Here is a 21560-nt window from a genome sequence, read left to right as displayed (position 1 = left end):
GCGCGTAGCGCGGTGCCGCACGCTGGGCTCCGGTTCACGGACGACTCGACGGTCGGGAGGCCGGGATGTTCAGACGCGTGTCACGTCTCCTTCTCTCATTTGTCATGCTCATGGCGGGCGCGGCGGTCGGTGTCGGCGCCACCGCCACCGCCGCGCACGCCGACTCCTGCTACACCTGGAACCGCACCCTGCGGCAAGGCTCCTCCGGCGCCGACGTCACGCAGCTCCAGATCCGCGTCGCCGGCTGGGTCACCTCCGGCGAACGGCTCTCCTACGACGGCCAGTACGGCGCCCGGACCGCCGCAGCCGTCAAGAAGTTCCAGTCCGCCTACGGGCTGGCAGCGGACGGCGTCGCCGGCCCCGCGACCTTCAGCAAGATCTACGCGCTCCAGGACGCGGACTGCACGCCCGTCCACTTCACCTACGCGGAGCTCAACAAGTGCAACTCCGACTGGTCCGGCGGCGCGGTCTCCGCGGCCACCGCCAAGTCGAACGCGCTGAAGACCATGTGGAAGCTGGAGGCGATGCGGCACGCCCTCGGCGACGTGCCGCTCACCATCTCCAGCGGCTTCCGCTCCCGCGCCTGCAACAGCGCGGTGGGCGGCTCGTCCACCAGCCGCCACCTCTACGGCGACGCCGCCGACCTCACCGGCTCGCCCAGCTTCTGCCGCCTCGCCCAGCAGGCCAGGACCCACGGCTTCTCGGAGATCCTCGGCCCGGGCTACCCCGACCACAACGACCACACCCACGTGGCCCTCGACCCGTCGCCGTACTGGTCGGCGCCGAACTGCGGCATCTGACCCGCCGGAGCCGGTCCTGTGCGGACCCCGCACGGCCCCCGTGCGGACCCGGACGGCGATCAGGACGCGGGCGACGCCGCCGGGGCCGTCCGGGGGTCCTCGCCGGCGGGCGCGGTGTTCTGCTCCTCCAGGGAGACGTCCCTGGTCTCCTTGGAGAGCAGCAGGGCGGCCAGCGTCAGCACGGCCATCGCGGAGAGGTACACGCCGACCAGCCACGGCGAGCCGTCACCGGCCTCCCACAGCGCCACCGCGATGAACGGCGCGACGGCCGCCCCGAGGATCGAACTGACGTTGTACGAGATGCCGGAACCGGTGTAGCGCACGCTCGTCGGGAACAGCTCGGGCAGCAGCGCGCCCATCGGGCCGAAGGTCATGCCCATCAGCGTGAAGCCGAGCACCAGCCACAGCACCACGCCGAGCGTGCCCAGGCCGATCAGCGGCACCCAGACCAGACCGAAGACCGCGATGGCGGCGGTGATCCAGACCAGGGTGGCACGGCGTCCGTACTTGTCGGCGAGCGGGCCGGAGATCAGGGTGAACACGGCGAAGAACAGCACGCCGAAGATCATCATCAGGACGAACGTGGTGTAGCTGTACCCCAGCCCCGGCACGTCGGCGTTCTTCGCGGCACGCCCGTAGCTCAGCGAGAACGTGGTCATGAGGTAGAAGAGCACGTAGGTCGCCAGCATGATGAACGTGCCCAGGACCAGCTGCCTCCAGTGCCCCTGGACCACGGTGGCCAGCGGAAGCTTCCGCACCTTCCCGGCCTCGCGGGTCCGGGTGAACACCGTCGACTCCACGAGCCGCGAGCGCACCCACAGGCCGATCGCGACCATCACGGCGGAGAACAGGAACGGGATGCGCCAGCCCCAGCTCGCGAAGGCCTCGGACGGCTGCGTGGGGTCGGCGCCGCTCCCGGAGGGCAGCAGCGCGCCGATGATCAGGAACAGACCGTTGCCGATGATGAAGCCGAGCGGTGCGCCGAGTTGGGGGAACGTGCCCCACAGAGCCCGCTTGCCCCTGGGGGCGTTCTCGGTGGCGACCAGGGCGGCACCGCTCCACTCGCCGCCCAGCGCGAAGCCCTGCGCGAGCCGCATCAGCACCAGCAGCGCGGTGGCGACCCAGCCGGCCTGCGCGTAGGTGGGCAGTACGCCGATGAGGAAGGTGGCGATGCCCATGGTGAGGAGCGAGACGACCAGCGTCTTCTTGCGGCCGAGCCGGTCGCCGAGGTGCCCGAAGAAGACGGCGCCGACCGGCCGCGCGACCATCGCGGCGCCGAAGACCGCGAACGACGACAGGAGCGCCGTGGTGGGGTCACTGCTCGGGAAGAAGAGCTTCGGGAAGACGAGGACGGCGGCGGTCGCGTAGATGTAGAAGTCGTAGAACTCGATCGTCGTCCCCATGAGGCTGGCGATGAGGACACGGGACCGCGGGTTGACGGGTGCCCCGGCTGAACCGGCGGCGGATGCGGACATGGCTCGGTCTTTCGCGCGTGGAACATGTGTGTGCCCTGCAACGATCCCAGGCGTCTTGCCTGACGGAAAGACCGTGCCACGATGTGAGATGGGGAGCCTCCGGGGAAGCGTGCGGCCTGACAAGGTGCGGAGTCGCCGCCCGGTGGATGAGCCGGAGACCGGCGCTCGGATCGGCCGTCCCGCCCGGTTCGAGGGGGAGCGCTCCCGCGGGAACCGGCCGAGCCGGGGGAGCCGAAGGGGAGCGAGGCGGTGCTACAGGCCTGCGTGCCGCAGCAGAAGCGCCAGGTCGGCGTCCTTCACGCGGGTGACCCCTTGAGGGTGCCTGTTGGTCAGCATGTGCAGCGGGACGGGGTCGCGGTTCAGCCGACGAGTCGCCACCGGGCTGAGCGTCGCCCGGACGCGCCACGGCTGACGAGGGTTCCCGACCGCTTCGAACGGCTCGTCCTCGATCTCGGCCACCGCGGCGACCTCCCGCACCGGGGCGGCGAAATAGATCCACAGGCGGTCGCCCGCGGCCATCCGCCGCCACCTGGACAGGCACCACTCCCGACGGGGCTCGGTCTCGGCGAGTTCCAGCATGTGACTCTTGGCGTATGACCCGCCGTCCGGAGTGGCCTCCGCGGGCTTGACGATGAACAGCCAGTCCACGCACGAACCTCCGCCCGTACCGTGCTTCCCCGCGCCGTGGCCGGCGCGATCTCCTTCGTGCTGCCCCGTCCGGGAGCCGCCACACCGAGTCTCGCGCACCTTCCGTCACCGCTTCCCGTGCCGCCGCCCGGTCACGGGGCCAGGACGGCCCCGTCGGCGCCGGCGCCGACGGACGTGAGGGCGCCGATCGGGGCCCGCGGCCTCAGCACTCGATGATGTTGACCGCCAGTCCGCCCCGCGCCGTCTCCTTGTACTTGACCGACATGTCGGCGCCCGTCTCCTTCATGGTCTTGATGACCTTGTCGAGGGACACCTTGTGCGAGCCGTCGCCGCGCATCGCCATCCGGGCCGCCGTGACCGCCTTCACCGCGGCCATGCCGTTGCGCTCGATGCAGGGGATCTGGACGAGGCCGCCCACGGGGTCGCAGGTGAGGCCGAGGTTGTGCTCCATGCCGATCTCGGCGGCGTTCTCCACCTGCTCCGGGGAGCCGCCCAGCACCTCGGCGAGCGCGCCCGCCGCCATCGAGCAGGCGGAGCCGACCTCGCCCTGGCAGCCGACCTCGGCGCCGGAGATGGAGGCGTTCTCCTTGAAGAGCATGCCGATCGCGCCGGCGGCGAGGAGGAAGCGGACCACGCCCTCCTCGTCGGCGCCGGGGACGAAGTTCACGTAGTAGTGCAGGACCGCCGGGATGATCCCCGCCGCGCCGTTGGTCGGGGCCGTGACGACCCGGCCGCCGGCCGCGTTCTCCTCGTTCACGGCCATCGCGTAGAGCGTGATCCACTCCATGGCCAGGGCCTGCGGGTCGCCCTCGGAGCGCAGCTTGCGCGCGGTGTTCGCGGCGCGGCGGCGCACCTTCAGACCGCCCGGCAGGATGCCCTCCCGCGACATGCCGCGGTCCACGCACGCCCGCATCACGCGCCAGATCTCCAGCAGACCCTCGCGGATCTCGTCCTCGTCGCGCCAGGCCCGCTCGTTCTCCAGCATCAGCGCGGAGATCGACAGACCCGTCTCCCGGGTCAGGCGCAGCAGCTCGTCGCCGGTGCGGAAGGGGTACTTCAGCACGGTGTCGTCGAGCTTGATGCGGTCCGCGCCCACCGCGTCCTCGTCGACGACGAAGCCGCCGCCGACCGAGTAGTACGTCTTCGTGAGCACCTCCGTGCCCGCCGCGTCGTACGCCCACAGCGTCATGCCGTTGGCGTGGTACGGGAGGGCCTTGCGGCGGTGCAGGACCATGTCGTCGTCGTAGGAGAAGGGGATCTCGCGCTCGCCGAGGAGGCGGAGGCGGCCCGAGGTCCTGATCGTCTCGACGCGGTCGTCCGCCGTCTCCACGTCCACCGTGCGCGGCGACTCGCCCTCCAGTCCGAGCAGCACCGCCTTGGGCGTGCCGTGGCCGTGACCGGTGGCGCCCAGCGAGCCGTACAGCTCGGCCCGGACCGAGGCCACGGAGCCCAGCAGTTCCTCGTTGCGCAGGCGGCGGGCGAACATGCGGGCCGCGCGCATCGGGCCGACCGTGTGCGAGCTCGACGGGCCTATGCCGATCGAGAACAGGTCGAAGACCGAGATGGCCACGGGAACTCCTCAGAACGGGGGTGGTGCAAGAGGGGGGGTGGGGCGCCGGGCCCGCTCGTGACCGGCCCGGCGCCCTCGTGCGGTACTGCCGGTTACTTGTCCAGACCCGGGTACAGCGGGTGCTTGTCGGCCAGGGCCTTCACCCGGGCCTTGAGGGCCTCCGCGTCGTAGGACGGCTTCAGCGCCTCGGCGATCACGTCCGCGACCTCGGCGAAGTCCTCGGCCGTGAAGCCGCGGGTCGCCAGGGCCGGCGTACCGATGCGCAGACCGGAGGTCACCATCGGCGGGCGCGGGTCGTTCGGGACGGCGTTGCGGTTGACCGTGATGCCGACCTCGTGGAGGCGGTCCTCGGCCTGCTGGCCGTCCAGCTCCGAGTCGCGCAGGTCGACCAGGACCAGGTGGACGTCCGTGCCGCCGGTCAGGACGGAGACGCCCGCCGCCTTCGCGTCGTCCTTCACCAGGCGCTCGGCCAGGATCCGGGCGCCTTCCAGCGTACGACGCTGGCGCTCCTTGAAGTCCTCGCTCGCCGCGACCTTGAAGGCGACGGCCTTGGCGGCCACCACGTGCTCCAGCGGGCCACCCTGCTGACCGGGGAAGACGGCGGAGTTGATCTTCTTGGCCAGCTCGGCCGTGGAGAGGATCACACCGCCGCGCGGACCGCCCAGGGTCTTGTGGGTGGTGGTGGTCACCACGTGGGCGTGCGGCACCGGGTTCGGGTGCAGGCCCGCGGCGACCAGACCGGCGAAGTGCGCCATGTCGACCATCAGGTACGCGCCGACCTCGTCCGCGATCCGGCGGAAGGCGGCGAAGTCCAGCTGACGCGGGTAGGCCGACCAGCCGGCCACGATCAGCTTCGGCTTGTTCTCCTTGGCGAGGCGCTCCACCTCGGCCATGTCGACCTGGCCGTCGTCGCCCACGTGGTAGGCCACGACGTTGTAGAGCTTGCCGGAGAAGTTGATCTTCATGCCGTGGGTCAGGTGCCCGCCGTGGGCGAGGTTCAGACCCATGATCGTGTCGCCCGGCTTGAGCAGCGCGAACATCGCCGCCGCGTTGGCCTGGGCGCCGGAGTGCGGCTGCACGTTGGCGTGCTCGGCGCCGAAGAGCGCCTTGACGCGGTCGATGGCGATCTGCTCGATCACGTCGACGTGCTCGCAGCCGCCGTAGTAGCGGCGGCCGGGGTAGCCCTCGGCGTACTTGTTGGTGAGGACCGAGCCCTGCGCCTCCATGACCGCGACGGGCGCGAAGTTCTCGGAGGCGATCATCTCGAGGGTGGACTGCTGGCGGTGCAGCTCGGCGTCGACGGCGGCGGCGACGTCGGGGTCGAGCTCGTGCAGGGGGGTGTTCAGAAGCGACATGTGCGTGTCTCCTCAGGCGCCGGCGAACTCGGTGTACTCGTCGGCGGAGAGCAGGTCGCCCGGCTCCTCGCTGACGCGCACCTTGAACAGCCAGCCGCCCTCGAAGGGAGCCGAGTTCACCAGCGACGGGTCGCTGACGACGTCCTCGTTGACCTCGGTGACCTCGCCGGAGACGGGGGAGTACAGGTCGGAGACCGACTTGGTCGACTCCAGTTCGCCGCAGGTCTCGCCCGCGGACACGGTGGCGCCGACCTCGGGGAGCTGGACGAAGACGACGTCACCGAGCGCGTTGGCCGCGTGCTCCGTGATGCCGACCGTCGAGACGCCGTCCTCGGCGCCCGACAGCCACTCGTGCTCCTTGCTGTAGCGCAGCTGCTGGGGGTTGCTCATGGCCTGAATTCTCCTGTACGCGGGTCGGTGCTGATGACGGGGGGACTGCTGGAACCACTGGTGAGCAGCGCGGGACGGACGAGGGCGGCGAAGGGCCCCCGCACGCCCAGTGTCTACTTCTGGCGCTTGTAGAAGGGCAGCGCCACGACCTCGTACGGCTCGTGGGTGCCCCGGATGTCCACGCCGACCCCGGCGGTGCCCGCGGCCGCGTGGGCGGCGTCGACGTACGCCATGGCGATCGGCTTGCCCAGCGTGGGGGAGGGGGCGCCGGAGGTGACCTCGCCGACCACCTCGCCGCCGGCGACGACCGCGTACCCGGCGCGCGGGACCCGGCGGCCCTCGGCGACCAGGCCGACCAGGACGCGGGGCGGGTTCGCCTCGGCCCGGGAAGCGGCCTGCTCGAGCGCCGCGCGGCCCACGAAGTCGCCCTCCTTCTCGAACTTCACCACCCGGCCGAGCCCGGCGTCGAAGGGCGTCAGCTCCGTCGTCAGCTCGTGCCCGTACAGCGGCATGCCCGCCTCCAGGCGGAGCGTGTCCCGGCAGGACAGGCCGCACGGGACCAGCCCGGCGCCCGCGCCCGCCTCGGTCAGCGCCTGCCACAGCTCCACGGCGTGCTCCGGCCTCACGAACAGCTCGAAGCCGTCCTCGCCGGTGTACCCGGTGCGCGCGATGAGCGCCGGGACGCCGGCGACCGTGCCGGGCAGACCGGCGTAGTACTTCAGGCCGTCCAGGTCGGCGTCGGTGAGCGAGGCGAGGATGCCCGGGGCCTCCGGGCCCTGCACGGCCAGCAGCGCGTACGCGTCGCGGTCGTCGCGGACCTCGGCGTCGAACCCGGCGGCCCGCTCGGTGAGCGCGTCCAGCACCACCTGGGCGTTGGAGGCGTTGGCGACGACCATGTACTCGGTCTCGCCCAGGCGGTAGACGATCAGGTCGTCCAGGATGCCGCCGTCCTCGCGGCAGATCATGGTGTAGCGGGCGCGGCCCGGCTTCACGCTGCCGATGTTGCCGACCAGCGCGAAGTCCAGCAGGTCGGCGGCGCGCGGGCCGGTGACGGTGATCTCGCCCATGTGGGAGAGGTCGAAGAGCCCGGCCCGGGTGCGCACCGCGACGTGCTCGTCGCGCTCGGAGCCGTAGCGCAGGGGCATGTCCCAGCCGGCGAAGTCGGTCATGGTCGCGCCCAGCGCGCGGTGCGTGGCATCCAGCACGGTACGGCGGAGTTCGGTACTGCTCATCGGTCGGTCGTCTCCCAGGACAGGACGGCACGGGCGAGGTCGGTCCTCCCCATCTGTCATCGGAACCTGAGAGGTTCGCCATGACCACCGGAGCGCGGCGGTCAGGACTTGCACCTTGGGTGGGGCGGCCGTGGAGCGGCGGCCCGCTTTTCAGATGTGCCTCGCCCGCGCGGTAACGGTGCCTGAGAGATTCAAGGGAGGGACTTGCTCCTTCGGCGCCCCGGCGCGGCCGGGGACTCTCCCGCGCGGATTCAAACGGCCGGTATGCAGTTGGCGCCGCCATCATTGCATGCCGGGCCTGTTCGTGGCAGACCGTGATCTGTAACCGGCTTGTGGCAGTAAGCGCACGAAAACGCGAGACCGCCGCATTACCTTCTCTTTACACTCGACGGGGAACGGGAACTCGTGAACCGCCCCAGGGGAGGACGATCACGGTGAACAGGACCACGGCTTACGCAACGACCTCGGGCATCGCGCTGCCGAAGCGGCCCGCCCCGGCCGGGGAGGCGTGTGCCGGACTGCCCGCACCCGTCGTCCGCGACCTGCGCGACCGCGACGGCCGCAGCCCGCACGCCCTGCTCTTCGGGCCCCGCGACGTCGTGGTGATCACCGGCCTGCCCGGCAGCGGCAAGTCCACCCTGATGCGGCGCACCGTGCGCGGCACGCGCGTCGACTCCCAGGACACCCGCGACCGCTGGGACCGCCGCGTGCCCCGCCTCCTCCCGTACGCCCTCTACCGGCCCCTCGTGCGCCTCGCCCACTACGCCGGGCTGCGCCGCGCCCTGCGCTCCGGCCGGGGCGTCGTCGTGCACGACTGCGGCACGCAGTCCTGGGTGCGCGGCTGGCTGGCCCGCGAGGCCCGTCGCCGCGGCGGCGCCCTGCACCTGCTGCTCCTCGACGTCGGCGCCGACGAGGCCCTGGCCGGGCAGCGCGAGCGCGGCCGGGGCGTCTCGCGGTACGCCTTCCTGCGGCACCGCGCGGCGACCACCCGGCTGCTGGCCTCCGTGACCGAGGGCGACCTGCCCGCCGGCTGCGCCTCGGCGGTCGTCCTGGACCGGGCGGCGGCCGACGCGCTGCACCGGATCGCCTTCACCGGCTGAGGTGACGGTCCGTGGGCCGATGGGGCCGAACGGGTTAGCCTTTTCAGCCACAGCAGCGGTACCCAGGCAGGCGGTAGGCAGATGGACTTCCCAGCGGACTTCCCGGCGGACCTCTCACCGGAGTTCCCGGCGCAGGCGCATCCCCATCCGCACGGCGGATGGCCCGGCAACGAGCTGGAGGAGGTGCTGTCGGCCTCCCTCGGCGTGCCGGGCGCCGGCGGCCGGATCGTGGAGGTGCTCGGCCGCAGCTTCGTCTGGGTCCCGCTGCCCAACGGCGGCGGCCCGGACACCGGCCCCCTCGACCTGCCCACGGTGGAGATCGACGGCCAGGCCCACGTGCCGGTGTTCAGCTCCGAGGAACAGCTCCGCCGGGTCGCCGGCCCCCACATGGGGTACACCATCGCCCCGGCCGTCGAGTTCGCCCGCGGTCTGCCCCCGCAGGTCGGCATCGCCGTGAACCCGGACGGCGTGGTCGGCGTCCCGCTGCCGCCGGCCGCCGTGGCCGAGCTGTGCCGGGCCGGACGCACCCCGCTGGACGGGGCCGCGTCCGGCGGACGGGTCCGCCTGTTCGAACCCGACTGGCAGGACGACCCGGTCGACTTCCTGGCCGCGGCCCGCGCCGAGTTCGCCGCCGTCGGCGTCGTCCGCACCGCCCGCCGCTGCCTGGCCGCCGTCGAGACCGCCGACCCGGTGATGTTCGTCGGCGTGGAACTGTCCCACTGGGAGGGCGACGCCCGCGCGCTCCCGCTGGACGCCCTCGGCCGCGCCCTCGGCGCGGTCCCGGTCAGGTGGCCGGTCAACCTGGTCCTCCTGGAAGCGGCCCAGGACCCGGTCTGCGACTGGATGCGGACACATGTGCGCCCCTTCTACGACCGGGACGCGTAGACCCCCGGCGGAGGAGCACGCCCGGGCGGGCGCGGGGCTGTGACGCCCGCGACGCCGCACCGCGGGCGCGGCCGGCCGTGGCGGGCCCGCGCCCGCCCACGGACAAGAACCCCGCGAGCTCCAGGGCCACCGCGTCCGGCGGAGCCCTAAGCTGGTTCCGTCAACAGGGGACGGTTCTCGAAGGGTCGGTAAAAGGTGAGCGCGAGCGGTACCGCCGCGACCGGGCAGGTCGAGCACATGCTGCGCCAGGTGACGCCCGGGCGCTACGACGCCTACGAGGCCCTGCTGCGCGCGCTCGCCACCCCCGCCACCGGCCAGGTCTGGATGCTGCTGTGGCACGGTCAGGCCGGCTCCCCGGACGCCCAGTACGGGAACATGGAGGTCGGTGGCCACGGCTACGCGCCCTGCGTCACCTCCGCCCAGGAGCTCTCCGCCAGCGGCTGGAACCGGTCGTACGAAGTGGTCGACGGCCTGGAAGTGGCCCGCGCCCTCTACCCGGACCACTACGGCCTCTGGCTCAATCCGCACGCCCCCGGCGGCGGCGTCGGCATCCCCTGGCCCGACCTGCGCCGCATCGCCTCCGGCCTGGACCGCCAGCCCGCCGGACCCCTGCGCCTGTCGGAACCGGCCATCGAGATCCCGCAGTTCTACGCCCTGCTCACGCAGAACGCCCACCGCACCCCGGCGGTCCGCGCACTGCGCCGCGCCTGGGTGCAGCCGTCGCTGGGCGCGCCCTACCTCGCCATCGGCCTGGACGTGTACGACACGTCGCCGCCGGCCGTGGACGCGGTGCGCGCGATGATGCAGCAGTCCGTCGGCGCGGTGCCGGAGGGGCTGCCGGTGTCGACGGTGGCGATGACCGACGCGCACGACCCGGTCGCCATGTGGCTGCGCGCCAACGCCCGCCCCTTCTACGACCGCGAGGCCCACGCGGCCCCCGCCCAAGCGTCCGCCACCGGGTACGGCTACCCGCCGGTCCGCGGGAGCTTCTGACGGCGCGTCGGGCCGGGCGGCCCGCGCCGACGACGCTCCGTGATCTTCACGTCACGCACACATTTCTTCGCGCGTAGACGACGGCGGAAGGTCGCGAAGGTCGTCGATTTCACCGTTGTGTCCCAACTGTCCTGCGTTCGAAGGCTGTTACCCACTGTTCGGATAACGGAATCCCTAGCAGTGCATCACGGTTGCGCATACTTTCCCGGTCAGACCTGGCGGGTGATCGTGACGACGCTGAAGACTCCCGAGACAGGTACGGATCGTTCGATCCTGTGATCGAGAGCAAGTCGACAAAGCCGTAATCCACGGCGGGTGTAGGCCGGTCACCACCGGCGAGAGGGGTCAGGTCACTGTGACCGCACCGATCGAGACCACCGGGGCGCAAGCCGAGGCACAGCCCGAGGCTGTCCTCGTCGGTGCCGACAAGGGGCAGATCGAGGGTCGTTCCCTGGGGCAGATCGCCTGGTCCCGCTTCAAGAAGGACAAGGTGGCCATGGCCGGCGGGGTCATCGTGATCCTGCTGATCCTCCTCGCCGTCCTCTCCCGCCCCATCCAGGCGATCTTCGACCTGGACCCCAACGCCCTCAACCAGGACCTGATCGACCCCAACACCTCGCTGCCCAAGGGTGACTTCGGCGGCATGAGCTGGGACCACCCGCTGGGTGTGGAACCCAAGTTCGGCCGCGACATCGCCACCCGCATCCTCGAGGGTTCCTGGGTCTCGCTGGTCGTCGCCTTCGGCGCCACGATCCTGTCCAACACCATCGGCGCGATCCTCGGCGTCGTCGCCGGCTACTACGGCGGACGCGTCGACACGATCATCAGCCGGCTGATGGACACCTTCCTGGCCTTCCCCCTCCTGCTGTTCGCGATCGCCATCTCGGCGACCCTGCAGGGCGGCGCCTTCGGACTGGAGGGCCTGCCGCTGCACATCATGGTGCTGGTCTTCGTCATCGGCTTCTTCAACTGGCCCTACCTGGGGCGCATCGTCCGCGGCCAGACGCTCGCCCTGCGGGAACGGGAGTTCGTCGACGCCTCGCGCGGGATGGGGGCCAAGGGCCCGTACATCCTCTTCCGGGAGCTGCTGCCGAACCTCGTGGGTCCGATCATCGTCTACTCGACGCTGCTCATCCCGACCAACATCCTCTTCGAGGCGTCCCTGAGCTTCCTCGGCGTCGGCATCCAGCCCCCGCAGGCCTCGTGGGGCGGCATGATCAACCAGGCGGTCCCCTTCTACCAGGTCGACCCCCAGTTCATGATCGTTCCCGGTCTCGCCATCTTCGTGACCGTCCTGGCGTTCAACCTGCTCGGTGACGGTCTCCGTGACGCTCTCGACCCGCGCAGCCGCTGACCGGCGACTGCCGCGAGAGACCCAAAGATTTGCCAACAATGGAGGGGAAGCAGACCATCATGCGAAGGTCAGCGCTGGCCGCGGTCGCGGCCATCGGCAGTGCGAGCTTGCTGCTTTCGGCTTGCAGCAAGGCCGATGACAGCTCGGACAACAACGGTAAGAAGTCGGCTGAGGCCAACGCAGCGACCAAGGGTGTCGTCAACGCCTCCACCCAGAAGGGTGGGACGGTCACGTACGAGTTGTCGGACGTCCCGGACTCCTTCGACCCCGGCAACACGTACTACGCGTACATGTACAACCTCAGCCGGCTGTACGCCCGCCCGCTGATGACCTTCAAGCCCGCCGCGGGCGAGGAGGGCAACACCCTGGTCCCGGACCTCGCCGCGAGCAAGGGCGTGCCGAGCGACGGCGGCAAGACCTGGACGTACAAGCTGCGTGCGGGCCTGAAGTACCAGGACGGCACCCCGATCACCTCGAAGGACGTCAAGTACGCCGTCGAGCGGTCCAACTTCGCGCGTGACGTGCTCTCGCTCGGCCCGAACTACTTCCAGCAGTTCATGGAGGGCGGCGACAAGTACAAGGGTCCGTACAAGGACAAGAGCCCCGAGGGCCTGAAGTCCATCGAGACGCCGGACGACACCACGATCGTCTTCCACCTGAACCGTTCCTTCCAGGAGTTCGACTACCTGGTCGCGACGCCGCAGACGGCCCCGGTGCCCCAGGCCAAGGACAAGGGCGTCGACTACGTCAAGAGCATCGTGTCCTCCGGCTCGTACAAGTTCGAGAGCTACGAGGAGGGCAAGCAGGCCGTCCTCGTCCGCAACGAGAACTGGGACCCGAAGACGGACCCGCTGCGCAAGCAGTACCCGGACAAGATCGTCGTCAAGCTCAAGGTCAACCCGGAGACGATCGACCAGGACGTCCAGGCCGGCACCGCGATCGACCTCGGCGGCACGGGCGTCCAGGCCGCCACGCAGGCGAAGGTCGTCAACGACGCCTCCCTGAAGGCCAACACCGACAACACCTATGGTGGCCGCCTGGTCTACATGGCGATCAACTCCCAGGTCGCGCCGTTCGACAAGGTCGAGTGCCGCAAGGCCGTCGAGTACGCCATCGACAAGGTCTCGGTGCAGACCGCCCTCGGCGGCCCGATCCGCGGTGAGATCGCCACCACCGTCCTCCCGCCGGACATCACCGGCTACGCGAAGGCCGAGACCTACGCGACGGAAGGCAACAAGGGCGACGTCGCCAAGGCCAAGGAGCAGCTGAAGGCCTGCGGCAAGACCAGCATCAACACCAACATCTCGGCGCGCAGCGACCGCCCGCAGGAGATCGACGCGGCCACCGCGATCATCGCCGCGCTGAAGAAGGTCGGCATCAACGCCAGCCTGAAGCAGTACCCGTCGGGCAAGTACTTCACCGACTACGTGGGTGTGCCGACGTTCGACAAGAAGCAGAACATCGGTCTGCACATGATGCAGTGGGGTGCCGACTGGCCGTCCGGCTACGGCTTCCTCCAGCAGATCCTGCACGGTGACGCGATCGGCGCCTCGGGCAACACCAACCTGTCGTACATCAACGACAAGCAGATCAACGAGACGCTCGAGAAGGCCATCGCCACCGAGAGCGACACCGAGCGCAACGCGATGTACGCGCAGATCGACAAGCGTGCGATGGACCTGGCCACCCTCGTCCCGCTGACCTACTTCAAGGTCCTGCTGTACCGCCCGACCACCTACACCAACCTGGTGTCCACGGCGGCGTTCAGCGGTCAGTACGACTACCTCAACATCGGCACGACCAAGAAGTAGCCCCGGAAGGCAGGTGAAGGCATTGGTGCCCGCGGGCTTCGCGGCCCGCGGGCACCAGCGCCGGTCCCCGTGATCTCGTACATCCTCCGTCGGACGTTCGCGGCAGTGATCCTGCTGCTGGTCGTCACCGCGGTCACCTTCGCGATCTTCTTCCTGCTGCCGCGGCTCGCCGGTCAGACCGCCGACCAGCTCGCGCAGCAGTACATCGGAAAGAGTCCGACGAAGGCAGACATCCTCGCGGTCAAGCAGAACCTCGGTCTGGACGAGCCCCTCTACGTCCAGTACTGGCACTTCATCAAGGGGATCGTCAGCGGCGCCACCTACAACCTGGGCCCCACCACGGCGCAGTGCGACGCGCCCTGCTTCGGCTACTCCTTCAAGACCCACGAGGCCATCTGGCCGCAGCTCACCTCGCGCCTCCCGGTGACCCTCTCGCTGGCCGGCGGTGCCGCCGTGCTGTGGCTGGTGTCGGGTGTCCTGATCGGCGTGATCTCCGCGCTGAAGCCCCGCAGTCTCTTCGACCGCACCTTCATGGGCGTCGCGCTCGCCGGTGTCTCGCTGCCCATGTTCTTCACGGGCAACCTGGCGCTGCTGCTGTTCACCTTCCAGTGGCCGATCTTCGGCCGCACCTATATACCGTTCACCGAGAACCCGGCCCAGTGGGCCAACACGCTCATCCCGGCCTGGTGCTCGCTGGCCCTGCTCTACTCCGCCATCTACGCGCGGCTGACCCGCTCCGGCATGCTGGAGACGATGAACGAGGACTTCATCCGCACGGCCCGCGCCAAGGGCCTGCGGGAGCGCAAAGTCGTGGCCCGGCACGGGCTGCGGGCCGCGCTGACGCCGATCATCACCGTCTTCGGCATGGACCTCGGCCTGCTGCTCGGCGGCGCCGTGATCACCGAGAAGGTCTTCTCGCTGCCCGGCATCGGCCAGTACGCGGTGCAGGGCATCACCGACAACGACCTGCCCAAGATCCTCGGCGTCACCCTGCTCGCAGCCTTCTTCGTCGTGATCGCCAATCTCCTGGTGGACCTGCTGTACGCCGCCGCCGACCCACGCGTGAGGCTCTCGTGACCGAACTCTCCAAGACCGGGGCCGCCGTGGGCGAGCCCACGACCACGCCCTCGAGCGCGCCCGACGCGTTCCTCGCGGTCCGCGACCTCAAGGTGCACTTCCCCACCGACGACGGTCTGGTCAAGTCCGTCGACGGGCTCAGCTTCCAGGTGGAGAAGGGCAAGACCCTCTGCATCGTCGGCGAGTCGGGTTCCGGCAAGTCCGTCACCTCGCTCGCCATCATGGGCCTGCACCGGCTCGGCTCGCGCGGCAAGAACGTGCAGATGTCCGGCGAGATCTGGCTCGGCGGCAAGGAGCTCGTCTCCGCCGACCCGGACGAGGTCCGCCGGCTGCGCGGCCGCGAGATGGCGATGATCTTCCAGGACCCGCTGTCCGCGATGCACCCGTACTACACGATCGGCAACCAGATCGTGGAGGCGTACCGGGTCCACCACGACGTCAGCAAGAAGACCGCGCGCAAGCGGGCGGTCGAGATGCTCGACCGGGTCGGCATCCCCGAGCCCGGCAAGCGCGTCGACAGCTACCCGCACGAGTTCTCCGGCGGCATGCGCCAGCGCGCGATGATCGCGATGGCGCTGGTCAACAACCCCGAGCTGCTCATCGCGGACGAGCCGACGACCGCCCTGGACGTGACCGTCCAGGCGCAGATCCTCGACCTCATCCGGGACCTGCAGAAGGAGTTCGGCTCCGCGGTCGTCCTGATCACCCACGATCTCGGCGTGGTCGCCGAGATCGCCGACGACGTCCTGGTGATGTACGGCGGCCGGTGCGTGGAGCGCGGTTCGGTCGCCGACGTCTTCGAGCGGCCGCAGCACCCGTACACCTGGGGTCTGCTCGGCTCGATGCCGCGCATCGACCGCGAGACCTCCGAGCGGCTCATCCCGGTCAAGGGCTCGCCGCCGAGCCTCATCAACGTCCCTTCGGGCTGCGCCTTCCACCCCCGCTGCCCGTACGCGGACCTCCCCAAGGGGGATGTCACCCGTACCGTGCGCCCGGAGCTCCAGCAGGTCGGCAGCGGGCACTTCTCCGCCTGTCACCTCTCGCCGGAGGACCGCACGCGGATCTGGACCGAAGAGATTGCGCCGAAGCTGTGAGCGATACGAAGAAGAAGGACGCGACGACGGTCCCGGCCCAGGCATCCTCCCCCGAGGAGCGTGAGGTGCTGCTGAAGGTCGAGGGCCTGCAGAAGCACTTCCCGATCCGCAAGGGCGTCCTGCGGCGCCAGACCGGCGCGGTCAAGGCCGTCGACGGCATCGACTTCGAGGTGCGCAAGGGCGAGACCCTCGGCGTGGTCGGCGAGTCGGGCTGCGGCAAGTCGACCATGGGCCGGGTCATCACCCGGCTCCAGGACCCGACGGGCGGCTCGATCCACTTCGAGGGCAAGGACATCACGCGGCTGAACACGGCCGGGATGCGTCCGCTGCGGCGGGACATCCAGATGATCTTCCAGGACCCGTACGGCTCGCTGAACCCGCGTCACACCATCGGCGGCATCGTCTCGGCGCCGTTCCGCCTCCAGGGCGTCGAGCCCGAGGGCGGGGTGAAGAAGGAGGTCCAGCGGCTGCTGGAGCTGGTGGGCCTGAGCCCCGAGCACTACAACCGCTACCCCCACGAGTTCTCCGGCGGCCAGCGCCAGCGCATCGGCATCGCCCGCGCGCTCGCCCTGAAGCCGAAGCTGGTCGTGGCGGACGAGCCGGTCTCCGCGCTGGACGTGTCGATCCAGGCGCAGGTCGTCAACCTCATGGACGACCTCCAGCAGGAGCTCGGCCTGACGTACGTGATCATCGCGCACGACCTGTCCGTCGTCCGGCACGTCTCGGACCGGATCGCGGTGATGTACCTGGGCAAGATCGTCGAGCTCGCCGACCGCACCTCGCTGTACGAGGCGCCGATGCACCCGTACACCAAGGCGCTGATGTCGGCGGTGCCGGTGCCGGACCCGAAGCGCCGGGGCGCCAAGAGCGAGCGGATCCTGCTCCGTGGCGACGTGCCCTCGCCGCTCTCCCCGCCGAGCGGCTGCCGCTTCCACACGCGGTGCTGGAAGGCGACGCAGATCTGCAAGACCACCGAGCCGCCGCTGAAGGAGCTGCGGCCGGGCCAGCAGGTGGCCTGCCACCACCCGGAGAACTTCGAGGACCAGGCACCGCAGGACGTCGTCCTGCTGACCGCCGCCAAGGAGGCGGCGGAGACGGTCCCGGAGGAGGCCCTGGCGAAGTCCGCGCAGACCTCGGCGGCGGTGGCCGCGGAGACGGAGAGCGCGAAGGCGGACGCAGGCGAGGGCACGGCTGAAGCCGAGTCCGGTAAGGCTGAGGCTGAGCCTGGTAAGGCTGAGGCCGAGTCCGGTAAGACCGAGTCCGGCACGGCCGAGACCGAGTCCGCTGAGGCTGAGGCCGAGACCGAGACCGGCACGGCGGACGCCGACGAGGGCACGACCGAGTCCGGCACGACCGAGGCCGAGTCCGTCGAGCCCGAACCGTCCGAGGACGAGGCGGAGACGGAGGCCGGCGCGAAGACCGAGCCTGCGGCCGAGGCGAAGCCGAAGACCGAGTCTCCGGCCAAGGCGAAGCCGAAGACCGCGCCTTCGGCCAAGAAGAAGAAGTAGCCCGCCCACCCGCCGAGCCCCCGCCTTCGTTTGTAAGGCGGGGGCTCGGTGACAGGTGAGAATGGCAGGGTGTACGAGCAACTCTTCAGCCCGACCGTGCAGCACACGCTCGACCTGATCGGCATCTTCGTCTTCGCCATCTCGGGCGCGCTACTGGCCGTCCGCAAGAACTTCGACGTGTTCGGCATAGCCGTTCTCGCCGAGGTCACCGCGCTGGGCGGCGGGCTGTTCCGGGACCTGATCATCGGGGCGGTGCCGCCCGCGGCGTTCACGGACCTCGGGTACTTCCTGACCCCGCTGCTCGCCACCGTGCTGGTCTTCTTCCTCCATCCGCACGTCGAACGGCTCCAGACCGGCGTCAACGTCTTCGACGCGGCCGGTCTCGGCCTGTTCTGCGTCGCCGGCACGACCAAGGCGTACGACTACGGGCTCGGCCTGACCGCCTCCGCCTGTCTCGGCCTGGCCACCGCCGTGGGCGGCGGTGTGCTGCGCGACGTGCTGGCCAACGAGGTGCCGTCGCTGCTGCGCTGGGACCGCGACCTGTACGCCGTCCCGGCCATCGTCGGCGCCGCCATGGTCGCCGTGTGCATCCGCTTCGAGGCGCTGAGCCCGGTCACCAGCGGCCTTGCGGTGGTCACCGCCTTCGTGCTGCGCCTGCTGGCGATGCGCTTCCACTGGCGGGCGCCGCGCGCGTGGAACCGACGGTCGACGGTCGTCGAGGGGGAGTGAGGTCCCTGCCGGGGGAAAAGAGGAAAGCTACCGCTTAGTAGTTTCCTGTTGTACTGTGCGGCCATGCCAGAAGCAGCATCCACACCGGCCCTGCGGGCCACCATCGGCGACAGCGAGTTCGACCGGGACACCGGTGTCACCCGGCGCGCGCCCGGCGTCTACGACGTCGACCTCTCCGCCGGTTGGACGATCATCAGTGCCGTCAACGGCGGCTATCTGCTGGCCGTCCTGGGCCGCGCCCTCGGGGACGCCCTGCCGCACCCGGACCCCTTCACGATCTCGGCGCACTACCTCACCGCGTCCCGGCCGGGTCCGGCGGTCGTCCGCACGCAGACGGTCCGCACCGGCCGTACGCTCTCCACCGGTCAGGCGTCCCTGTTCCAGTACGACGACGAGGGCGACGAGGTCGAGCGCATCCGCGTCCTCGCCTCCTACGGCGACCTCGGCGCGCTGCCCGACGACGTCCGCACGTCGGCGAGGCCGCCCGCGATCCCGCCCATGGAGCAGTGCTTCGGCCCGCAGGACGCCCCCGCCCCGCTGGAGGGCAGCTCCGCCATCGCCGACCGGCTGATGCTCAAGCTGGACCCCGCCACCCTGGGCTGGGCCCTCGGGCAGCCCTCGGGCAAGGGGGAGATGCGGGCCTGGTTCGGGCTCGCCGACGGCCGCGACGCCGATCCCCTCTCGCTGCTCCTCGCGGTGGACGCGCTGCCCCCGACCGCCTTCGAGCTCGGGCTGAAGGGCTGGGTGCCGACGGTCGAGCTGACCGTCCACGTGCGCTGCCGCCCGGCACCGGGACCGCTGCGCGTCTCCATCACCACCCGCAACCTCGCCGGCGGCTTCCTGGAGGAGGACGCCGAGGTCTGGGACAGCGCCGACCGCCTGGTGGCCCAGTCCCGTCAGCTGGCCCGGGTCCGGCTCGGCTGACGCACCCCGCGGGGGTGTCCGCCCCGCCTGCCGCCGCGCACCGGGACGCCGGGACCGACAGGTCCCGGCGTCCCGGTGCGCGTGCCGCGTCCCCCCCCCGCCCGGTCAGTCCAGCCAGTGCCCGCGGCCGATGCTGATCAGACGCATGCGGCGGGTCGCGACGGCGGCGACGCGCCGGCGCTCCTCCTCCGGGGCCTGCAGCGTCTCCAGGAACAGCGAGGCCGTGTTCAGCATCTGGTCGACGTAGAGGCCCGCGAGCATCAGCAGGTCGTCGTCGTGCCAGCCCGCCGACTGCGGGTCCTTGGCCAGCTCGGCCTGCACCTCCTCGGCGAACCGGGCCAGCTGGTCGCGTATGGCCTCTCGCACCGGCTGCACCCCGCCGTGGCGCTCCCGGGCGATGAACCGGACGTGGGCGGGGTGCGCGGCCACGTGGCCGGCGATCAGCCCGACGGCGCGGTCGATCCGTTCGTCGCTGTCCTCCGCGGGCGACACCGTCGTCCGGATCATCGGGTGCAGGCTGCCCAGCGCCTCCTCCACCAGTGCCACGCCGAGGTCGGCGGTGGAGCGGAAGTGCCGGTAGAAGGCGGTCGGGGCGACGCCGACGGCACGGGTGACCTCGCGCAGGCCCAGGCTGCTCAGGCTCTGTTCCTCCAGCAGCGCGAGCGCCGCGTCCAGGAGCGCCCGACGGGTCTTCTGCTTCTGGGCCTGCCGGACGCCGAGGGTGTGACTCATACCATGTAGTTAACAACTGTTCTCCGGAATTGAAAACCCATGGGGCGCGCTAGACTGGGAAGTCAGTGAACAACTGTAACTACAACCGTTCACCGAAGGTTGGGGGATCCGCGCCATGCTGTTTCTCGTCGTCGCACTTCTGCTCTTCGGCGCCGTCCTGGGCACCGTCGCCCACGCGCCGCTCACCTTCTCCGCCGCCATCGGCCTGGTCATCGCCGTCTGGCTCGGCGTCTTCGCGCTCCGCGAGCGGCACGGCCGCCGCCGGAGCACCTCCGCCCACTGACCGCCGCCGGTGCGTCGACGCGCCGTCCGGTCCACCGACTCGCCGTAAGGAGAACACCGTGCAGCTCACCGCACCGGCCGCCCGCCGGACCGGCATCCGGGACACCGACGGCATGGCCGTCGCGTCCTTCGTCCTCGGTCTGCTCGGCCTGCTCGTCCTCAACGTCTTCCTGGGCCCCCTCGCCATCGTGCTGGCCGGTGTCGCCCTGTGGCGGGGCACCGCCCGCCGCGGCCGCGCCCTGCTGGGCATCGGCCTGGGCGTCGCCGACCTGCTGGTCCTGGTGGCGTTCATGTCCGCGGACAACACGATGTCGTGGAGTCTGTGAGCCGTCCGCCGCACGGCCCGGTCCCGGTCCGCCGAAGAGGCCAACCTTGATCTGAGGCCGGACGGGGCCGCCCCGTAGAATCGGCCCCACCATGGCTTACCTCGACCACGCCGCGACCACCCCGATGCTCCCCGAGGCGGTCGAGGCACTCACCGCGCACGTGGGCGCCACCGGCAACGCCTCCTCCCTCCACGCGTCCGGCCGCCGCGCCCGGCGCACCGTCGAGGAGGCCCGCGAGGTTCTCGCCGACGCCCTCGGCGCCCGCCCCAGCGAAGTCGTCTACACCTCCGGCGGCACCGAGGCCGACAACCTCGCCGTCAAGGGCCTGTACTGGGCCCGCCGCGACGCCGACCCGGCCCGCACCCGGGTCCTGGCCAGCCCCGTCGAGCACCACGCCGTCCTGGACGCCGTCCACTGGCTCGGCGAGCACGAGGGCGCGACCGTCGAGTACCTGCCGGTCGACGCCTACGGCCGCGTCCACCCCGAGGCGCTGCGCGAGGCCATCGCCCGCGACCCCGACGACGTCGCCCTCGCCACCGTCATGTGGGCCAACAACGAGATCGGCACGATCATGCCGGTCCGTGAACTGGCCGACGTGGCCGCCGAGTTCGACGTTCCGCTGCACGCCGACGCGGTCCAGGCCGTCGGTCAGCTCCCGGTCGACTTCGCCGCCTCCGGGCTCGCCGCGATGACGGTTTCCGGCCACAAGATCGGTGGCCCCTACGGCATCGGCGCGCTGCTGCTGGGCCGCGAGTACGCCCCCGTGCCCGTCCTGCACGGCGGCGGCCAGGAACGCCACGTCCGCTCCGGCACCCTCGACGTGCCCGCCGTCGCCTCCTTCGCCGTCGCCGGACGCCTGGCCACCGAGCAGCGCGAGTGGTTCGCCCGTGAGATCGGCGCCCTGCGCGACGCCCTCGTCGACGCGGTCCGTACGGCCGTCCCGGACGCCGTCCTGGGCGGCGACCCGGTGGACCGGCTGCCGGCCAACGCCCACTTCACCTTCCCCGGCTGCGAGGGCGACTCCCTGCTCCTGCTGCTCGACGCCCAGGGCATCGAGTGCTCCACCGGCTCCGCCTGCACCGCCGGCGTCGCCCAGCCCAGCCACGTCCTGCTGGCCACCGGCACCGACCCCGACCTCGCCCGCGGCACCCTGCGCTTCTCCCTCGGCCACACCTCCACGGGGGCCGACGTCGAGGCGCTCGCCAAGGCGATCGGCCCGGCGGTGGAACGGGCGCGGGCGGCCGGGCTGACGTAGGGGACGGGCGGCAGGGGACG

The 21560-nt window shown here is 70.9% G+C and carries 21 protein-coding genes and 1 riboswitch; of the genes, 14 read left to right on the top strand and 7 right to left on the bottom strand.

Annotated elements, in window-relative coordinates:
- The first annotated feature begins 65 nt into the window (after positions 1-65).
- Entirely contained in the window at positions 66-800 is a 735-nt protein-coding gene (locus tag JHAT_RS19205; RefSeq protein ID WP_077799444.1) for a D-Ala-D-Ala carboxypeptidase family metallohydrolase, read from the top strand.
- 59 nt (positions 801-859) lie between these two features.
- Here JHAT_RS19205 and JHAT_RS19200 read toward each other — a convergent pair whose 3' ends face one another.
- The 6 genes from JHAT_RS19200 to gcvT form a co-directional block, all read right to left on the bottom strand.
- Positions 860-2275, bottom strand: coding sequence for an MFS transporter (locus JHAT_RS19200; RefSeq protein ID WP_077799443.1), 1416 nt, complete (start codon positions 2273-2275; stop codon positions 860-862).
- 252 nt (positions 2276-2527) lie between these two features.
- Positions 2528-2923: a hypothetical protein gene (locus JHAT_RS19195; protein ID WP_077799442.1), complete on the bottom strand. Its 396-nt coding sequence runs from the start codon at positions 2921-2923 to the stop codon at positions 2528-2530.
- 202 nt (positions 2924-3125) lie between these two features.
- Positions 3126-4493, bottom strand: coding sequence for an L-serine ammonia-lyase (locus JHAT_RS19190; RefSeq protein ID WP_077799441.1), 1368 nt, complete (start codon positions 4491-4493; stop codon positions 3126-3128).
- A gap of 92 nt (positions 4494-4585) precedes the next feature.
- Positions 4586-5848, bottom strand: a complete 1263-nt coding sequence (gene glyA, locus JHAT_RS19185; RefSeq protein ID WP_077799440.1) for a serine hydroxymethyltransferase — start codon at positions 5846-5848, stop codon at positions 4586-4588.
- Positions 5849-5860: 12 nt separating this feature from the next.
- Positions 5861-6238 carry a glycine cleavage system protein GcvH gene (gene gcvH, locus JHAT_RS19180; RefSeq protein ID WP_077799439.1) on the bottom strand — a complete coding sequence of 126 codons (378 nt, stop codon included), beginning with the start codon at positions 6236-6238 and terminating at the stop codon, positions 5861-5863.
- 113 nt (positions 6239-6351) lie between these two features.
- Entirely contained in the window at positions 6352-7470 is a 1119-nt protein-coding gene (gcvT, locus tag JHAT_RS19175) for a glycine cleavage system aminomethyltransferase GcvT (protein ID WP_077799438.1), read from the bottom strand.
- Between the two features lie 160 nt (positions 7471-7630).
- A riboswitch (glycine riboswitch) is annotated at positions 7631-7724 on the bottom strand.
- Between the two features lie 180 nt (positions 7725-7904).
- On the opposite strand from gcvT, the gene JHAT_RS19170 reads away from it, so the two are divergent.
- From JHAT_RS19170 to JHAT_RS19125, 10 genes are all read left to right on the top strand, one after another.
- The gene (locus tag JHAT_RS19170; RefSeq protein ID WP_077799437.1) at positions 7905-8570 is read left to right on the top strand and encodes an AAA family ATPase; all 666 of its coding nucleotides are present in this window, start codon (positions 7905-7907) and stop codon (positions 8568-8570) included.
- An 81-nt stretch (positions 8571-8651) separates the two neighbouring features.
- The gene (locus JHAT_RS19165; protein ID WP_077799436.1) at positions 8652-9455 is read left to right on the top strand and encodes an enhanced serine sensitivity protein SseB; all 804 of its coding nucleotides are present in this window, start codon (positions 8652-8654) and stop codon (positions 9453-9455) included.
- Positions 9456-9650: 195 nt separating this feature from the next.
- On the top strand, positions 9651-10448 hold the full coding sequence (locus JHAT_RS19160) for an enhanced serine sensitivity protein SseB C-terminal domain-containing protein (RefSeq protein ID WP_077799435.1): 798 nt from the start codon (positions 9651-9653) through the stop codon (positions 10446-10448).
- A 355-nt stretch (positions 10449-10803) separates the two neighbouring features.
- Positions 10804-11802: an ABC transporter permease gene (locus JHAT_RS19155; RefSeq protein ID WP_077799434.1), complete on the top strand. Its 999-nt coding sequence runs from the start codon at positions 10804-10806 to the stop codon at positions 11800-11802.
- A gap of 38 nt (positions 11803-11840) precedes the next feature.
- A complete protein-coding gene (locus JHAT_RS19150) occupies positions 11841-13613 on the top strand; it encodes an ABC transporter substrate-binding protein (RefSeq protein WP_077799433.1) in 1773 nt (590 codons plus the stop codon).
- 69 nt (positions 13614-13682) lie between these two features.
- Positions 13683-14690 carry an ABC transporter permease gene (locus JHAT_RS19145; RefSeq protein WP_077799432.1) on the top strand — a complete coding sequence of 336 codons (1008 nt, stop codon included), beginning with the start codon at positions 13683-13685 and terminating at the stop codon, positions 14688-14690.
- Entirely contained in the window at positions 14687-15784 is a 1098-nt protein-coding gene (locus JHAT_RS19140) for an ABC transporter ATP-binding protein (RefSeq protein ID WP_077799431.1), read from the top strand. Before JHAT_RS19145 ends, JHAT_RS19140 begins: the two co-directional genes overlap by 4 nt.
- Positions 15781-17292: a dipeptide ABC transporter ATP-binding protein gene (locus tag JHAT_RS19135; RefSeq protein WP_077799430.1), complete on the top strand. Its 1512-nt coding sequence runs from the start codon at positions 15781-15783 to the stop codon at positions 17290-17292. Before JHAT_RS19140 ends, JHAT_RS19135 begins: the two co-directional genes overlap by 4 nt.
- A 69-nt stretch (positions 17293-17361) precedes the next feature.
- Positions 17362-18021, top strand: coding sequence for a trimeric intracellular cation channel family protein (locus JHAT_RS19130; protein WP_077799429.1), 660 nt, complete (start codon positions 17362-17364; stop codon positions 18019-18021).
- Between the two features lie 63 nt (positions 18022-18084).
- A complete protein-coding gene (locus tag JHAT_RS19125; protein ID WP_077799428.1) occupies positions 18085-18945 on the top strand; it encodes a thioesterase family protein in 861 nt (286 codons plus the stop codon).
- Positions 18946-19050: 105 nt separating this feature from the next.
- On the opposite strand, the gene JHAT_RS19120 is transcribed toward JHAT_RS19125, so the two are convergent.
- Positions 19051-19677 carry a TetR family transcriptional regulator gene (locus tag JHAT_RS19120; RefSeq protein WP_077799427.1) on the bottom strand — a complete coding sequence of 209 codons (627 nt, stop codon included), beginning with the start codon at positions 19675-19677 and terminating at the stop codon, positions 19051-19053.
- A gap of 115 nt (positions 19678-19792) precedes the next feature.
- Between JHAT_RS19120 and JHAT_RS19115 the strand changes: the two genes are divergently transcribed.
- The 3 genes from JHAT_RS19115 to JHAT_RS19105 all read left to right on the top strand — a co-directional run bounded on the left by JHAT_RS19115 (position 19793) and on the right by JHAT_RS19105 (position 21540).
- Positions 19793-19960 (top strand): hypothetical protein, encoded by a 168-nt coding sequence (locus JHAT_RS19115; protein WP_077799426.1) that lies wholly within the window; start codon positions 19793-19795, stop codon positions 19958-19960.
- A gap of 58 nt (positions 19961-20018) precedes the next feature.
- On the top strand, positions 20019-20285 hold the full coding sequence (locus JHAT_RS19110; protein WP_077799425.1) for a DUF4190 domain-containing protein: 267 nt from the start codon (positions 20019-20021) through the stop codon (positions 20283-20285).
- Between the two features lie 91 nt (positions 20286-20376).
- Positions 20377-21540: a cysteine desulfurase family protein gene (locus tag JHAT_RS19105; protein WP_077799424.1), complete on the top strand. Its 1164-nt coding sequence runs from the start codon at positions 20377-20379 to the stop codon at positions 21538-21540.
- Positions 21541-21560 lie beyond the last annotated feature (20 nt).

It is taken from the genome of Streptomyces sp. JHA26 (assembly GCF_002005565.1).
Taxonomy (GTDB): Bacteria; Actinomycetota; Actinomycetes; order Streptomycetales; family Streptomycetaceae; genus Streptomyces.
Note: the sequence above shows the minus strand (reverse complement) of the source record. Positions and strands in the feature narration are given on the sequence as shown.

Coding starts and splice junctions, on each gene's coding strand:
- JHAT_RS19120 (WP_077799427.1), bottom strand. CDS start 19,677: ATGAGTCACACCCTCGGCGTCCGGCAGGCCCAGAAGCAGAAGACCCGT.
- JHAT_RS19205 (WP_077799444.1), top strand. CDS start 66: ATGTTCAGACGCGTGTCACGTCTCCTTCTCTCATTTGTCATGCTCATG.
- glyA (WP_077799440.1), bottom strand. CDS start 5,848: ATGTCGCTTCTGAACACCCCCCTGCACGAGCTCGACCCCGACGTCGCC.
- JHAT_RS19125 (WP_077799428.1), top strand. CDS start 18,085: ATGCCAGAAGCAGCATCCACACCGGCCCTGCGGGCCACCATCGGCGAC.
- JHAT_RS19200 (WP_077799443.1), bottom strand. CDS start 2,275: ATGTCCGCATCCGCCGCCGGTTCAGCCGGGGCACCCGTCAACCCGCGG.
- JHAT_RS19150 (WP_077799433.1), top strand. CDS start 11,841: ATGGAGGGGAAGCAGACCATCATGCGAAGGTCAGCGCTGGCCGCGGTC.
- gcvH (WP_077799439.1), bottom strand. CDS start 6,238: ATGAGCAACCCCCAGCAGCTGCGCTACAGCAAGGAGCACGAGTGGCTG.
- JHAT_RS19105 (WP_077799424.1), top strand. CDS start 20,377: ATGGCTTACCTCGACCACGCCGCGACCACCCCGATGCTCCCCGAGGCG.
- gcvT (WP_077799438.1), bottom strand. CDS start 7,470: ATGAGCAGTACCGAACTCCGCCGTACCGTGCTGGATGCCACGCACCGC.
- JHAT_RS19115 (WP_077799426.1), top strand. CDS start 19,793: ATGCTGTTTCTCGTCGTCGCACTTCTGCTCTTCGGCGCCGTCCTGGGC.
- JHAT_RS19165 (WP_077799436.1), top strand. CDS start 8,652: ATGGACTTCCCAGCGGACTTCCCGGCGGACCTCTCACCGGAGTTCCCG.